15 protein-coding genes are annotated in these 13097 nt (G+C 70.2%); 5 read left to right on the top strand and 10 right to left on the bottom strand.

Going from position 1 to position 13097, the window contains the following annotated elements:
- The 3 genes from ACLJQZ_RS11500 to ACLJQZ_RS11510 form a co-directional block, all read right to left on the bottom strand.
- Window positions 1-890: IS701 family transposase (locus tag ACLJQZ_RS11500; protein WP_410620014.1), on the bottom strand; the 890-nt coding region annotated here is incomplete at its 3' end.
- A gap of 159 nt (window positions 891-1049) precedes the next feature.
- A complete protein-coding gene (locus tag ACLJQZ_RS11505; RefSeq protein ID WP_410620015.1) occupies window positions 1050-2261 on the bottom strand; it encodes a L,D-transpeptidase in 1212 nt (403 codons plus the stop codon).
- Window positions 2262-2364: 103 nt separating this feature from the next.
- A complete protein-coding gene (locus ACLJQZ_RS11510) occupies window positions 2365-3234 on the bottom strand; it encodes a patatin-like phospholipase family protein (protein ID WP_410620016.1) in 870 nt (289 codons plus the stop codon).
- Window positions 3235-3304: 70 nt separating this feature from the next.
- Between ACLJQZ_RS11510 and ACLJQZ_RS11515 the strand changes: the two genes are divergently transcribed.
- The 3 genes from ACLJQZ_RS11515 (at window position 3305) to ACLJQZ_RS11525 (ending at window position 5697) form a co-directional block, all read left to right on the top strand.
- Window positions 3305-4270, top strand: coding sequence for a LysR family transcriptional regulator (locus ACLJQZ_RS11515; protein WP_410620017.1), 966 nt, complete (start codon window positions 3305-3307; stop codon window positions 4268-4270).
- A 99-nt stretch (window positions 4271-4369) separates the two neighbouring features.
- On the top strand, window positions 4370-4933 hold the full coding sequence (locus ACLJQZ_RS11520) for a papain-like cysteine protease family protein (protein ID WP_410620018.1): 564 nt from the start codon (window positions 4370-4372) through the stop codon (window positions 4931-4933).
- Window positions 4930-5697: a hypothetical protein gene (locus tag ACLJQZ_RS11525; protein ID WP_410620019.1), complete on the top strand. Its 768-nt coding sequence runs from the start codon at window positions 4930-4932 to the stop codon at window positions 5695-5697. Before ACLJQZ_RS11520 ends, ACLJQZ_RS11525 begins: the two co-directional genes overlap by 4 nt.
- Before the next feature lie 117 nt (window positions 5698-5814).
- Here ACLJQZ_RS11525 and ACLJQZ_RS11530 read toward each other — a convergent pair whose 3' ends face one another.
- Genes ACLJQZ_RS11530 through ACLJQZ_RS11545 form a run of 4 tightly spaced genes read right to left on the bottom strand, consistent with a single transcriptional unit; the run spans window position 5815 to window position 9037 of the window.
- The gene (locus ACLJQZ_RS11530; RefSeq protein ID WP_410620020.1) at window positions 5815-6462 is read right to left on the bottom strand and encodes a DedA family protein; all 648 of its coding nucleotides are present in this window, start codon (window positions 6460-6462) and stop codon (window positions 5815-5817) included.
- Window positions 6463-6507: 45 nt separating this feature from the next.
- The gene (gene lipA, locus ACLJQZ_RS11535; protein ID WP_410620021.1) at window positions 6508-7509 is read right to left on the bottom strand and encodes a lipoyl synthase; all 1002 of its coding nucleotides are present in this window, start codon (window positions 7507-7509) and stop codon (window positions 6508-6510) included.
- Window positions 7510-7546: 37 nt separating this feature from the next.
- Window positions 7547-8497: an oxidoreductase gene (locus ACLJQZ_RS11540; protein WP_410620022.1), complete on the bottom strand. Its 951-nt coding sequence runs from the start codon at window positions 8495-8497 to the stop codon at window positions 7547-7549.
- Between the two features lie 18 nt (window positions 8498-8515).
- Window positions 8516-9037: a hypothetical protein gene (locus tag ACLJQZ_RS11545; protein WP_410620023.1), complete on the bottom strand. Its 522-nt coding sequence runs from the start codon at window positions 9035-9037 to the stop codon at window positions 8516-8518.
- A gap of 131 nt (window positions 9038-9168) precedes the next feature.
- Here ACLJQZ_RS11545 and ACLJQZ_RS11550 point away from each other — a divergent pair, with 131 nt between their 5' ends.
- Window positions 9169-9789, top strand: a complete 621-nt coding sequence (locus ACLJQZ_RS11550) for a TetR/AcrR family transcriptional regulator (protein ID WP_326947303.1) — start codon at window positions 9169-9171, stop codon at window positions 9787-9789.
- Window positions 9790-9794: 5 nt separating this feature from the next.
- Complete coding sequence (locus tag ACLJQZ_RS11555) at window positions 9795-10730, top strand: LLM class F420-dependent oxidoreductase (protein WP_410620024.1); 936 nt, start codon at window positions 9795-9797, stop codon at window positions 10728-10730.
- A 66-nt stretch (window positions 10731-10796) separates the two neighbouring features.
- On the opposite strand, the gene lipB is transcribed toward ACLJQZ_RS11555, so the two are convergent.
- From lipB to ACLJQZ_RS11570, 3 genes are read right to left on the bottom strand one after another with little or no spacing between them, the layout of a single operon-like run.
- Window positions 10797-11540 (bottom strand): lipoyl(octanoyl) transferase LipB, encoded by a 744-nt coding sequence (gene lipB / locus ACLJQZ_RS11560; protein ID WP_328614592.1) that lies wholly within the window; start codon window positions 11538-11540, stop codon window positions 10797-10799.
- Complete coding sequence (locus tag ACLJQZ_RS11565) at window positions 11537-12160, bottom strand: phosphatase PAP2 family protein (protein ID WP_328644249.1); 624 nt, start codon at window positions 12158-12160, stop codon at window positions 11537-11539. Before ACLJQZ_RS11565 ends, lipB begins: the two co-directional genes overlap by 4 nt.
- A complete protein-coding gene (locus ACLJQZ_RS11570) occupies window positions 12157-13032 on the bottom strand; it encodes a TIGR01777 family oxidoreductase (RefSeq protein ID WP_410620025.1) in 876 nt (291 codons plus the stop codon). Before ACLJQZ_RS11570 ends, ACLJQZ_RS11565 begins: the two co-directional genes overlap by 4 nt.
- Window positions 13033-13097 lie beyond the last annotated feature (65 nt).

Genomic DNA, 13097 nt, shown 5'->3' on the forward strand with positions numbered 1-13097 from the left:
TCGCCGGCATCCACCAGTGCCCAGTCATAGGTCCGGAAGCCCTTGGCGCCGATCCCGCAGGCACGACGGGACCAATCATGGGGTTTCAGCCGGGATGCGACATGTTTGACCAGTGTCGGCAGGCCGGCCGCCGAGGAGATGCCGCCGGTGACGATATCGGTGTTCTTCGGCACGGCCATCGCATACGCGATTCCCCCGGTTTCCAGATACGTACGCAGCCCCGGATTTTGCCCGAACTCCTCGTCCGCGGCGAACCAGGCGAACGGCACCTCCGCCGTCACGGCCCGCTCGATCATGTCCTGGACCTGCTTCGGGCGTGTGGCGAAGGTCAGTTCCTCCGGCACATGCGCTTCGGCTCGGCGGCCGGGATCAGCGCACCAGGATTCGTCGGGTATGTACAGTTCCCGATCGATGAGCACCCGATCACCTGCCGTGTTGGCATAGGCCAGAAATACGCCGATCTGACAATTATCTATCCTGCCCAGTGTTCCTGAATACTGGCGTTGAACACCCGCCGACTTGTCCCCCTTCTTTGCGAACCCGGTCGGATCCGCGATCAGCACTCCACGCGGGTCAGCGAAATGTTCCATCGCGTACGCGCGTACCAGATCCCGCGCCTCATCGGCATCCCATGGCGACAGGTTCAACAGTCGCTGCAGTGCCTTCGGCTCCGGGTTCCCGGAATACTCGGCGATCGTCCAACCGTTCTTCCGTTCCAGCGGAGCGATCAACCCACGCAGGTAATGCCGAGCATGCGTACGTGAATCCGTCCGGTAGAATAATCCGTCAAGCCGCGCGCAGACATCCTGGAACTTCTGATCCCACGCGGCCAGATCTTCCCGACTCACACCGCCCGCAACGTCAGCCTGCCCAGCAAAAGGAATGGTCACCGATAAATAATCGCACAACCGGCGATCAGCATCACAGACCGACACGCGAGATCTAGCCCTGTAGTACTAGACCTCGTGACTCTCGGAGCATGACTTGCGAAGCAGGGCACAAAGAAAGGGGCCGGGAGCGAAAGCTCCCGGCCCCTGACCAAACCGCAGTTACTTCACCGCCGAGCCGGCTTGCCAGTCGGCCCAGGACTTGGACCAGTCGCCGTACAGGTCCCAGACCGGGAGCTGGGGGCCGCCCGAGTTGGTTACCTCTACTACGTCGCCCAGGCCCAGGTTCTGGAAGAACCACTGGGCGTTCGCGGCGTTCAGGTTGATGCAGCCGTGGGAGACGTTCGAGCTTCCCTGCTGGCCCACGCTGTTCGGGTTCTCGTGGACGAACTCGCCGTCGTTCGAAATCCGCTGTGAGAACTTCTCGTTGGAGCGGTACGCCTTCGGGTCGGGCGGGCAGACGCCGTACGTGCACGAGTCCATCGTGTAGTTGGCCTGCTTGTCCGAAATGATGTGCGCGCCCAAATGCGTCGGCGTCGCGTCCTTGCCCATCGAGATGGGCATGGCCTTCACCATGGCGCCGTTGTGGAAGATCTGCATCTGCTCGGTGTTCCCGTCCGCCTTCGCGATCCAGGAATCGTGCACCTTGTACGTCTCCGTGCGATCCTCTGCGCCGAAGACGCCGTTTCCGAAATCGACGCCGTAGATCTTCGCCGTGACCTTCAGCGTGGTGCCGGCCTTCCAGTACTCCTTCGGCCGGTAGTGGACGTTCGAGTCGTCGATCCAGTACCAGCCGCCCTCCTGCTTCGGTGACGACTCCACCGTGAGGGCCTTCTCGACGTCCGCCTTGTTCTTGACGGCGATCTTGCCGAAGCTGAAGACGATCGGCTGCCCGACGCCGACACCGGTGCTCGACACCGCGGACGGCGCCGGGATCAGGTTGGCGTTGGCCTGCTTCTTCGGGGCGATCGTGCTGATCTGGTTGTCCTGCTCGATCGGCTTCCCGTCGGCGCCCTGGGCGTGCGCGACGATCTTGTACGTCGCGCCGTAGCCGAGCGGTTCGCTGGACGTCCAGCTGAGGGAGTCCGTCGCCAGTTTGCCGGCCACCGGTTTCCCCTTCGCCGTGTTGGTGACCGTGACGTCGATGAGCTTCCCGTTGGCCGCCTTGACGACGACGGGGATCGCGGGGTTCACTCCTGTGCCGCCCGCCGGCTCGAACGTCACCGCCACCGGGGTCGCGGATGGCGCCTCGGATCCGGACGTCGGCGCCCCGTTGGCGGGCGAACCACCGTCGTCACCGGACGAGCAGGCGGAAAGCAGCAGTGCTCCGGCGAGAATCCCGGCCACCGAAAGTAAAGTCTTCTTGGGGAGCATATTGTCTCTTTTTGGGAAATTGGGATCGGCGGGCATTACCATCAAAACTACGCGATAGCGATGACGTCCTTCCGACCGGATCGGTGCATCGTCGTGACGTGGATCACGTGACGACCAGACCAGGAGCGCCGTAAAGGCCCGCACCGGACACCGAAATCCCGTCGAGGAACTCCCGCGCCGCGTCGTACGCCTCTGTGGCCAGCGCGTCTGTGTGTCCGAAGTCCAGCGGGTTCACCCGTGAGGGTGCCGGCCCGGGCAGGTACACCACCGGCACCTGGGACGCCGCGAGCGGCGCCTCCAGCACGGCCTGGTTCCGCATGCTGATCATCGCGGTGAACATCATCACCTCGGCGAACGTCCGCGGCGCGCTCGGCAGCTTCCCGGGGAACGCGCAGTCGAACACGACCAACGTGCGAGCGCCCATCGCCAGCGCTTGCCGCATCGGGACGTTCGCGACGAGCCCGCCGTCGTACAGCAGCCGCCCCTCGTACTCGACCGGCGGGAAGATCCCCGGGATCGCGCAGCTGGCCAGCAGCGGCGCCAGCAGGGGACCGGACCGGATCAGCAGCGGCTCGGCCGTGTCGACCTGCGTGGTGACGACGCCGAGCGGCAGCGCCAGGTCCTCGAACCGGCGGCCGGCGCCGACGTGCTCGTCGATGATCTTCGTCAGGCCGCGGTTGGTGAACAGATGTGTCTTGCTCTGTGTCAGCGTCCGGACGCGGCTCAGCACGCCGCCGGGGAACGCCTCGTCGCGCGTCATGTGCGCCCAGATGCCGCGCAGCCGCTCGATCGGGTCGTCGTGGGTCAGGGCCAGCACGGCCGCGTTGAGCGAGCCGACCGACGTGCCGACCGCCAGGTCCGGGGTGATCCCGGCCTCGGCGACCGCGCGCAGCATGCCGACCTGCATCGCGCCCAGACTGCCGCCACCGCCGAGGACGAAGCCGATCGGCCGGGGAAGATCCGCGAAACTCATACCGCCGAATGTAGTAAGCCCGACTTTCGCAGGTCGTGCCGGCCGTGAAGCCGGCGTTAACCTGCTGGACGTGGCCGAGCTGGAACTGCGCCATCTCCGGGCCGTCCGCGCCGTCGCCGACGGCGGCAGTGTGAGCCGTGCCGCCACCGTGCTGGGCGTCAGCCAGCCTGCCCTCACCGCCCAGCTCAAGCGCATCGAGCGCATCCTCGGCGGCGACCTGTTCGTCCGCGAGCCGAGTGGGGTGCGCCCCACCGAGCTCGGCCGGTTCGTGCTCGCCCGCGCCGACGCCCTGCTGTCCGACATGCAGGCCCTCGTCGCCACCGCGCGGAGTCACGGCGAAGGTGTCGCGGAGACGCTGAAGGTCGGGTACGTGCCGTTGCTCATCATCGGCCGGTTCATCGAAGAGCTGGGGAAGACGCTCGACGTCCAGACCTACGCCGAACCGGCGTCGCTGACCCTGCTGAAGCTGCTTTCGACCGGCCGGGTGGACGTCGCGCTGCTCGAACGGTTCGACGGCACCGAGCCGCACCACTACGCCGGGCTGACCGTGCGGACGCTGGCCACCGAGCCGATCTTCGTCGGGATCGCGCAGGGGCACCCGGCCATCCGCGGCGGCGTCGTCGACCTCGCCGATCTGGCCGACGTCGACTGGATCCTGCCGCCACCGCACGAAAACTGCGTGCGCGTGCGGTTCCTGCAGGCCTGCGCGGCGGCCGGGTTCACGCCGCGGGTGCGGCACTTCACGTCCGAGGCGGGTACCGCGGGGACGCTGATCGCGCAGGGGGCGGTGTGCCTCGCGCAGGCCGCGTCCGCTCCGCCGCCCGGGCTGCTCGCGCTGCCGCTCGCCGGTGACCCGCTGTGGACCACGCTGCTGTTCGCGACGCGGGAGGACGACGCCCGCACGCCGGCGACCGACGAGGTGTTCCGCTGCGCCGAGGTCGCGTATGTGGCGTCGCGGCAGCGGAACCCGCACTTCGCGCGGTGGTGCCGCCAGCATCCGGAGGAACCGGGCGAACGGTTGGTCTCCGCCCGATAGGCGGCATAACGCCGATGTTATCCCCGCTGGGATTACTGCCCGGCGCGGCAACGGGAGACGCTCACGAAGTCCCCACCTGTTGCCGACAAGGAGCAACGAATGCACCTCAGACGATCAATGGCGATCGGCGTGCTGTGCGTCGCGCTGGCCGGCTTGTTCTCCCCGCCCGCGACGGCCGCCCCGCGGGCCGCCACCACCCTGGCCATCAGCCAGCTCGTCCAGGAACAGAACCAGTGGTGCTGGGCCGCGAGCGGCCTGACCATCGCGCGGTTCCTGGGCTACGGCTCGAGCGTCAGCCAGAACACCTTCTGCGACTACTCCCGCGGCTACCCGGCCGGCTCGCAGTGCCCCAACCAGGCCGGCGAGCTGACGTACGTCCAGCGCGGCTACCAGGCGCTCGGGCTGCGGCCCGGCACCGTGACCAGCGCACTGAGCTTCGCGTCCGTGCAGAGCGAGATCACCGCGCGGCGCCCGGTCGAGACGGGCATCTACTGGACGGCCGGCGGCGGCCACGCCCAGGTGATCTACGGCTACGACGCGAGCGGGCTCGTCTACTACGGCGACCCGTGGCCGAGCAGCCAGCGCTACAGCGCACTCGAGCTACGTCCGCAACGGGCAGTTCCAGTGGGCCCAGTCCCTCTACCGGATCGGGGCGTGACATGAACCTCTACCGCGGACTCGTCACCCTCCTCGCCGGCTCCGCCCTGGTGCTCGGTTTCGGCGGCCCGGCTTCGGCTTCGGAACCGTCCGGCACCGACGTCACGGCGGCCAAGCAGGTGCTCGCCTCGGCGGACACGACGGCGAAGCTGTCGTCGTTCTTCGGCCAGCTCGACCAGCGTTCCGGCGTCACGCGGGCCGACGCGGAGCAGGCGCCTCGCGTCACCGGCGAGCCGTTGCGCGTCTACTCGCTCGACCCCGCGTTCGTCGCCGGGACGCCGGACGCGCGGCCCGCGGCGTTCGCGTACTTCGCCGTGCGGACGCAGGCGTCGACGGGCCGTCAGGCGACGGTCTGGCTCACCCCGGAAGCGTCGGGCTGGGCGGCGACCAACTTCACCACCGGCACCGAGGAGGTGACCTACCCGGCGCAGGCGGGCGCGGACGTCGTGTTCACCGAGCCGCAGGTCAACGCCTGGTACCGGATCCGCGACGGCCGGGTGCTGCCGCTCAACGACCCGGCTCGCTCGCGGGTCGGCGACGGCGTCGCGGTGCCGGCGTACCAGCAGCTGGTGCACCGGTTGTACGGCGACAAGCTGCCCGGTTCGGCGTACCGGGCGCAGGGCAAGCTCGGCGGCTACGACCTCGCCGCCACTCCCGTTCCGGCGTCCGCGCCGGGCACCGGTTCCTGGCCGTTCGTCGCCGGTGGGGCGCTGTTGGCGCTCGGCTTGATCGGCTGGGCCGCCGGCAAGGCGACGCGCGCCCGTCGCTGACGCCGGGAGGGTGCGGCCTGGCGTCTCGGGCCGCACCCTCGTGGACCCGGCTTGTAAGCCGTGAAGGCACCTTCACGGCGCTAAAGGCCGTGAGGGGCACCTTCAGGGCTTTCCGTGTCAGGGAACGCGCTCGGGCTCCGGTTCGGCCGCCGCGAGCGTCTTGCGCTTCTTCAAGCGCAGCAAGAAGAACACCGCGACCGCCGCCAGCACGCCGATCACGACCAGGCCGCCCGTGTTCAACGCGCCTTCGATGCGCTTCGCCGCTTCGCCCAGGGCGGCGCCGATGCTGATGTGGACCAGCGACCAGCAGAACGCGCCCGCCGCGGCCGCGGGCAGGAACCGGCGGAACGGCAGGCCCGACGTTCCCGCCGCGGCCGGCGTCAGCGTGCGGATCACCGGCAGGAACCTCGCGAAGAACACCGCCCACGCGCCCCGGCGTTCCAGGACCGACGTCGCCTTGTCCCAGGCCTCAAGGCCGTACTTGCGGATCAGTTTGGTCTCGCGCAGCCGCGGTCCGAAGCGACGGCCGATGACGTAGCCGAGGGCGTCACCCGCTGTCGCGCACAGCGTGACGACCGTCCACAGTGCCAGGAAGCGGGCGACCGTGTTCGCCGTCGTCGCGGCGATGAGCAGGCCGGATTCGCCGGGGGCCAGGAAACCCAGGCCGATCGTGCACTCGGCGAACACCAGCCCGCCGGTCGCCGCGACGAGCCCCGGTTCCGGGAGTCCTTGCAACCAGCTGAGGAGATCCGAAACCAGGGCCATGCGCGCCACTTTACCGATCCTTTAAGGTTGGTGGTGTGGCGTCGGTCACCGCGCCAGCAGCGACGCGGCTTCCTGGGCGGCGGGGCCTTCGACCGCGAGGTGCTGCAGGTTCTCCGGCAGAACCTCGCCGCGGTGGGCCTTCGTCTGGGCGTAAAGACGTCCCGCGCGGTACGACGAGCGCACGAGCGGACCCGCCATGACACCGGCGAAGCCCATCGCTTCGGCCGCGTGAGAGTGCTCGACGAACTCCTCCGGCTTGACCCACCGGTCCACCGGGTGGTGCCGCGGCGACGGCCGCAGGTACTGCGTGATGGTGAGGATCTCGCAGCCCGCGTCGACCAGGTCCTGCATCGCCGGGGCGACCTCGTCCGGGGTCTCCCCCATGCCGAGGATCAGGTTCGACTTCGTCACCAAGCCCGCTTCACGCGCGGCCGTGATGACGTCCAGGGAACGCGCGTAGCGGAAGCCGGGACGGATCCGCTTGAAGATCCGCGGGACCGTTTCGACGTTGTGCGCCAGCACCTCCGGCCGCGAGCCGAAGACCTCGGCCAGCTGCTCCGGGTCCGCGTTGAAGTCCGGGATCAGCAACTCGACGCCGGTGCCCGGGTTCAGGTCGTGGATCTGGCGCACGGTCTCGGCGTACAGCCAGGCGCCACCGTCGGCGAGGTCGTCACGAGCGACGCCGGTGACCGTCGAGTACCGCAGCCCCATGGCCTGGACGGACTCCGCGACCTTCCGCGGCTCCGTCCGGTCCAGCTCAGCGGGCTTACCCGTGTCGATCTGGCAGAAGTCGCACCGGCGCGTGCACTGGTCACCACCGATGAGGAACGTGGCTTCGCGGTCTTCCCAGCATTCGTAGATGTTGGGACAGCCCGCTTCTTCGCAGACGGTGTGCAGACCTTCGCGGCGCACGAGGCCCTTGAGTTCGGTGAACTCCGGCCCCATCCGCACCCGCGTCTTGATCCACGGCGGCTTCTTCTCGATCGGCGTTTCGCTGTTGCGGACTTCGAGACGCAGCAGCTTCCGGCCTTCAGGCGCAGCACTCACGGGATCAAGCCTACGCCCGCCGCGCGGGCCGTTCCGCCTACGCGGGGTCGGGCGTGACGCCGGTCAACTTCGCGGTGAGGTCCCACAACGCGGCCCCCAGCGCCTCGCTGCGCGCGGGCGTCAGCGGGTTCACCTTCACGGGGTAACCCCGCAGGCCGCCGACGCCGCGCGGGCCGATGTATTCGCCGCCTTCGATGCCGTCCGCGGTGGCCGCGTACAGCTGCGGGAGCGCGCCCATGCGGGGGCCCTGGGCCAGCAGGATCTCGCCGAGCCGGTTGCCGCCGCCGATCACGGCGCGCAGCAGCGGGTTGCGGTAGGAGCGGGCCATGCCCTGGCCGAGGCCGGTCCACGTGTAACCCGGGTGGGCGGCGACGCTGAGGATGTCGTCGCCGGCGGCGCGCAGCCGGCGGTTCAGCTCGAGCGCGAACACCTGGTTGGCCAGCTTCGACTGGCCGTAGGCGGCGCCCGGGTTGTAGCGGCGGTGCGCGAAGTTCGGGTCGGCGACGTCGATGCGCGCGCCGGTCGCGGCGACACTCGAAAGTGTGACGACGCGGGCGCCGCCGCCGCCGCGCAACGCCGGCAGCAGCAGCCAGGTCAGTGCCGCGTGCCCGAGGTGGTTGGTGCCGAACTGGGTCTCGAAGCCGTCGGCGGTCTTGCCGCGCGGTGTCATCATCAGCCCGGCGTTGTTGATCAGCAGGTCCAGCCGGTCGCCGGTGCGTTCCCGCACCGACGCGGCGGCTTCGCGGACCGAAGCGAGGTCGGCCAGGTCCAGCTTCACCAGTTCGGGTGCGGCGCCCGAGGCGGCCGCGCGTACCTGCTCCAGGGCCTTCGCGCCGCGTTCGGCGGAGCGGCACGCGAGGAGCACGCGGGCCCCCTTGCCCGCGAGCACCTCGGCCGTGCGGAGGCCGAGGCCGGAGTTCGCGCCGGTGACCACCGCGGTGCGGCCGGTCTGGTCGGCGATGTCGGCTTCGGCCCAACGCTCAGTCATGCGCTTACTTAACCGTGGTTACGCGCTCGGCGCGAGCAGGCGGCGCAGGTGTCCCATCATGGGACGGCGGCGGGCGGGTTCCTCGCGGCTCGTGCGCAGCAGCGCCTCGAGGGTGCGGCCCACCTGGACGATCTCGTCGGCCGGCTCGCGCGGGTCCGCCAGCCCCGAGGTGACGGCGAGCATCCGCAGCTCGCCTTCGTGCATGCGGCGCAGCGACGCGTGGCGCTTGAGCCCGCCGTCGAGCACCGCACGCAGCGTCTCGTGCTCGTCGACGGTGGCGCGCCAGGCGCGGGTGACGGCGTCGACGTGGTCGCCGTAGCCGTCGGCGTCGTCCGGGTCGGTGACCTCGGTGCGCAGCCGGCCGGCCAGCACCTGCGTCCACTTGTACTGCAGGGCGGCGAGGACGTTCTCTTCGCCGCCGAAGTGGTCTTCGGCTCCGGGTACCTCGTCGAGCGGCAGCGGCGCGCCCGGGTCCCGGCCCGCTTGGCGGACGGTGGCTTCGAGGATTTCCTGACGTCGGTAGAAGTCGGTCCAGCTCATGGTGTGGCTCCCCTTCCGTGGCGGGGGTCATACCGCGGGTCTGCGGCATACTCCCGGTACGGACCTGACCCGGTGAACATACCATGGGTATGGAGAGGTCCTCCGGGCGTAAAGTTGTGAAGGTGGCGACAATGAGGTCCAGGCGACTCGACTACTCCGAGTCGACGCGGTCGGCGCTGGTCGACAGCGCGGTGGAACTGATCACCAAGCGCGGGTACGCGGGGACCTCGCTCGACGAGATCGCCAAGCGCGCCCGGGTGACGAAGGGTGCGCTCTACCACCACTTCAGCGGTAAGCAGGCCCTGTTCGAAGCCGCGTTCGACTCGGTCGAAAGCCTCGTTTACGACCGCCTGGACAAGATCATGAACGGCGAGGGCACCCCCTGGGAGCGGGCCCTCGGCGGCCTCAACGCGTTCATCCGCGCCTGCCTCGACCCCGCCTACCAGCGGATCGCCATCCACGAGGCGCCGGTCGTGATGGGCTGGGAGCGCTGGCGCGAGGCCGAGGAACGGTGCAGCTTCGGGCTGGTGCGGACGGGCCTGCAGTCGCTGATCGACGCGGGCGAGGTCGAGCCGGTGCCGGTCGAGGTCACCGCGCGGCTGCTGTTCGGCGCGCTGTCGAGCGCGGCCACCGAGATCGCCAGCTCGCCGGACCCGAAGAAGGTCGGCGCCGAGATCGAGGACGTGATCGTCCGCATGCTGGTCCGGCTGCGGCGCACCGACGGCGAAGAGGCCGCTCCGTCTATAGGCTGATCTTCGTGGACTTGAGGATCTTCACCGAGCCCCAGCAAGGGGCCAGCTACGACGACCTGCTGCGCGTCGCCAAGGCGACCGAAGCCGCCGGCTACGACGCTTTCTTCCGCAGCGACCACTACCTGAGGATGGGGGAGGCCGACGGCCTGCCCGGCCCGACCGACGCGTGGATCACGCTCGCCGGACTGGCCCGGGAGACGAGCCGGATCCGGCTCGGCACGCTCGTCACCGCGGCGACCTTCCGCCACCCCGGGCCGCTGGCCATCTCGGTGGCGCAGGTCGACCAGATGTCCGGTGGGCGGGTGGAGTTCGGCTTCGGTGCCGGCTGGTACGACGCCGAGCACGAGGCGTACGGCCTCACGCTGCCGCCGCTGAAGGAGCGCTTCGACCGCTACGCCGAGCAGCTCGAGATCATCACCGGGCTGTGGAAGACGCCGGCGGGGGAGACGTACTCCTTCACGGGCGGCCACTACACGCTGACCGACTCGCCGGCGCTGCCGAAGCCGGCCCAGTCGCCGGCGCCGCCGGTGATCATCGGCGGCTCGGGCAAGAAGCGCACCCCGGCGCTGGCCGCGCGTTTCGCCGACGAGTTCAACCTGCCGTTCGCCGACCAGGAGACCGCGGCCGCGCAGTTCGCCCGCGTCGAGGCGGCGGCGCAGGAGATCGGCCGCGACCCGAAGGAGATCCTGCGCTCGGTGGCGCTGGTCATCGGCGTCGGCCGCGACGACGCAGAGGTCGAGCACCGGGCGTCGGCCATCGGGCGCGACGTCGCCGGGCTGCGGGAGAGCGGCTTGGCCGGCTCGCCCGCCGAGGTCGTCGACCGGATCGGGCAGTGGCGTGAGAAGACCGGGATCACCCGCGTCTACCTGCAGCTGCTGGACCTGTCCGACCTGGACCAGATCGACCTCATCGCCGCCGAGGTCGCCCCGCAGCTGGACTGAGCTCAAAAGCCGTGAAGGCCTCCTTCCCGGCTCTTATGGCCGGGAAGGAGGCCTTCACGGCTTTTGTCAGTTCTGCAGGGCGAAGGTGACGCCCGCGGCCTGCGGGGCCTCGGGGCGCGGCAGCCAGCGGTCGTCGCTCACCGGCAGCTCGCCTTCGAGGGCCGCGAGGACGGCGTCGCGCGCCAGCGGCAGGACCGCCTCCACGCTGACGTCCTTCTGCAGCTCGTACGACAGCGACGTGACGCCCGCGTCGCGGATGCCGCACGGCACGATGCTGTCGAACGCGGCCAGGTCGGCGTCGCAGTTCAGCTCGAAGCCGTGCATCGTCACGCCGCGCTGGACGCGGATGCCGATCGCGGCGATCTTGCGCTCGATGCCGCGCTCGTCGGCCGGGATCCAGACGCCGCTGCGGCCTTCGACGCGGCCGGTGTGCACGCCCAGCTGGTCGCACACGTGGATCAGCGCCTCCTCGAGCCGCCGCACGTAGTGCACGACGTCGATCGGGTCGGCGAGCTTCACGATCGGGTAGCCGACCAGCTGGCCGGGGCCGTGCCAGGTGATCTTGCCGCCGCGGTCGACGTCGATCACCGGGGTGCCGTCGGTGGGCCGGTCGGCGGGCTCGGTGCGCTTCCCGGCGGTGTACACCGACGGGTGCTGCAGCAGGAGCATCGTGTCGCCGGCGGTGCCGTCGGCCCGGGCGGTGAGCGAGCTCCGCTGGAGCTCCCAGGCCTCGGTGTAGTCGATCGTGCCGAGCTCGCGGACGTCGACGGGTTCGGTGCTGGCGCGGCAGGAAATCCGGGAAGAACTCACCCGTCGAGGCTACGCCCGTCACCCGGCGGAAGCAGGCGCAAAGCGCACGCTGAGAGCAGCCCGACACCGGTCACGGCCAGCACCGCGCCGATCGTGTCGGTGACCCAGTGCACACCCAGCACGACCCGGCAGGCGGCGATCAGCACGGTGGCCACGACGACGGCCACCGCGACCCGCTTCACCAGCCGCGGCCACAACCACGCGCACAGCAGGAGCAGGACGAACCCGGTGCTCGCCACCGACGTCACGTGCCCGCTCGGGTAGCTCAGGTCCGGGTAGTCGCGGGGGCGTTCGCGCAGGAAGATCGGCTTGAACACCAGGCTGGTCAGCCGGCAGAGCACCAGCACGACCGCCAGCCGGACGCACAGGCCGACATGCTCGCGCCGCCGCAGCGCCAGCGCCACCAGGGCCGTGCCGAGGACGAACGGGAGCACCGGGCCGAGGACGTCGCTGCCGGCTTGGGCGACCCGGCCGAGCGGCTGGGCGTAGACGTCGTGGAGGGCATCGGCCACGGCGACGTCGAGGGCGAGCGGCTGCCGCGCGACGCTCAGCCCGAGCAGGACGAACGCGGCGGACAGCACCACGCCGACGACGAGCCAGCGCCGGATCCGGACGGTCATGCCGCGGCGAGCGCGCTGTCCAGCGTCGGGTGCCGGAACGCGTAACCGGAGCGCTCCAACGCGGCCGGGAGCGCGCGCTGCCCGAACAGGGCCATCTCCTCGCCGGCCTGGCCGAGCACGGCTTTGAGCGCGAACCCGGGCACGAACCACGGCGCGGGCCGGTGCAGCGCGCGGCCGATCGCGCGGGTGAACTCGGCGTTGGTCACCGGCGCGGGCCCGGTCAGGTTCACCGGGCCGGACAGCGAATCGTGCGTGAGGGCGTGGACGATCGCGCCGACCTCGTCCTCGAGGGCGATCCACGGCATGTACTGGCGGCCGTCGCCGAGACGCGCGCCCAGGCAGAACCGGAAGAGCGGCCGCAGGGTGCCGTAGAGCCCGCCCTTGGCCGACAGCACGAGCCCGGTCCGGATGTGGACGACCCGCGCGTCACGCGCCGCCGCCGTCGCGGCTTCCCACTCCGCGCACAGTTCGGCCAGGAACCCTTGCCCCTGCGGGGAATTCTCGTCCACAGTGGACGGTCCGGGGTTACCGTAGTAACCCACGGCGGAGGCGTTGACCAGCACGCCGACACCGTGTTCGGCGACGGCTTCGGCGAGCACCTCGGTCGGTTCGACGCGGCTGTCGGTCAGCTGCTGCTTGCGCATCGCGCTCCAGCGGCCGGGAAACAGCGGCTTGCCACCCAAGTTGACGACGGCGTCGACCCCCTCGAAAGCACCGTCGGTGATGGTGCCGGCGGGCGGATCCCAGCGGTGTTCGCCCGCCGCCCGGGTTTCGCGCCGCACCAGCGTGCGGACGTCGTGGCCGTCGCGCCGCAGGCGGTCGCGCAGCGCCGACCCGATCAAGCCGCTCGCTCCGGCGATGAGTACTCGCATGGGTCGATCGTGGCCCATCGGAGTCCGCGCCGCACTCCGGGTCCCGCGGGAAACCGGCCCGGAAA

Source organism: Amycolatopsis sp. cmx-8-4 (genome assembly GCF_046548675.1).
In the GTDB taxonomy this organism is placed as follows: Bacteria; Actinomycetota; Actinomycetes; order Mycobacteriales; family Pseudonocardiaceae; genus Amycolatopsis.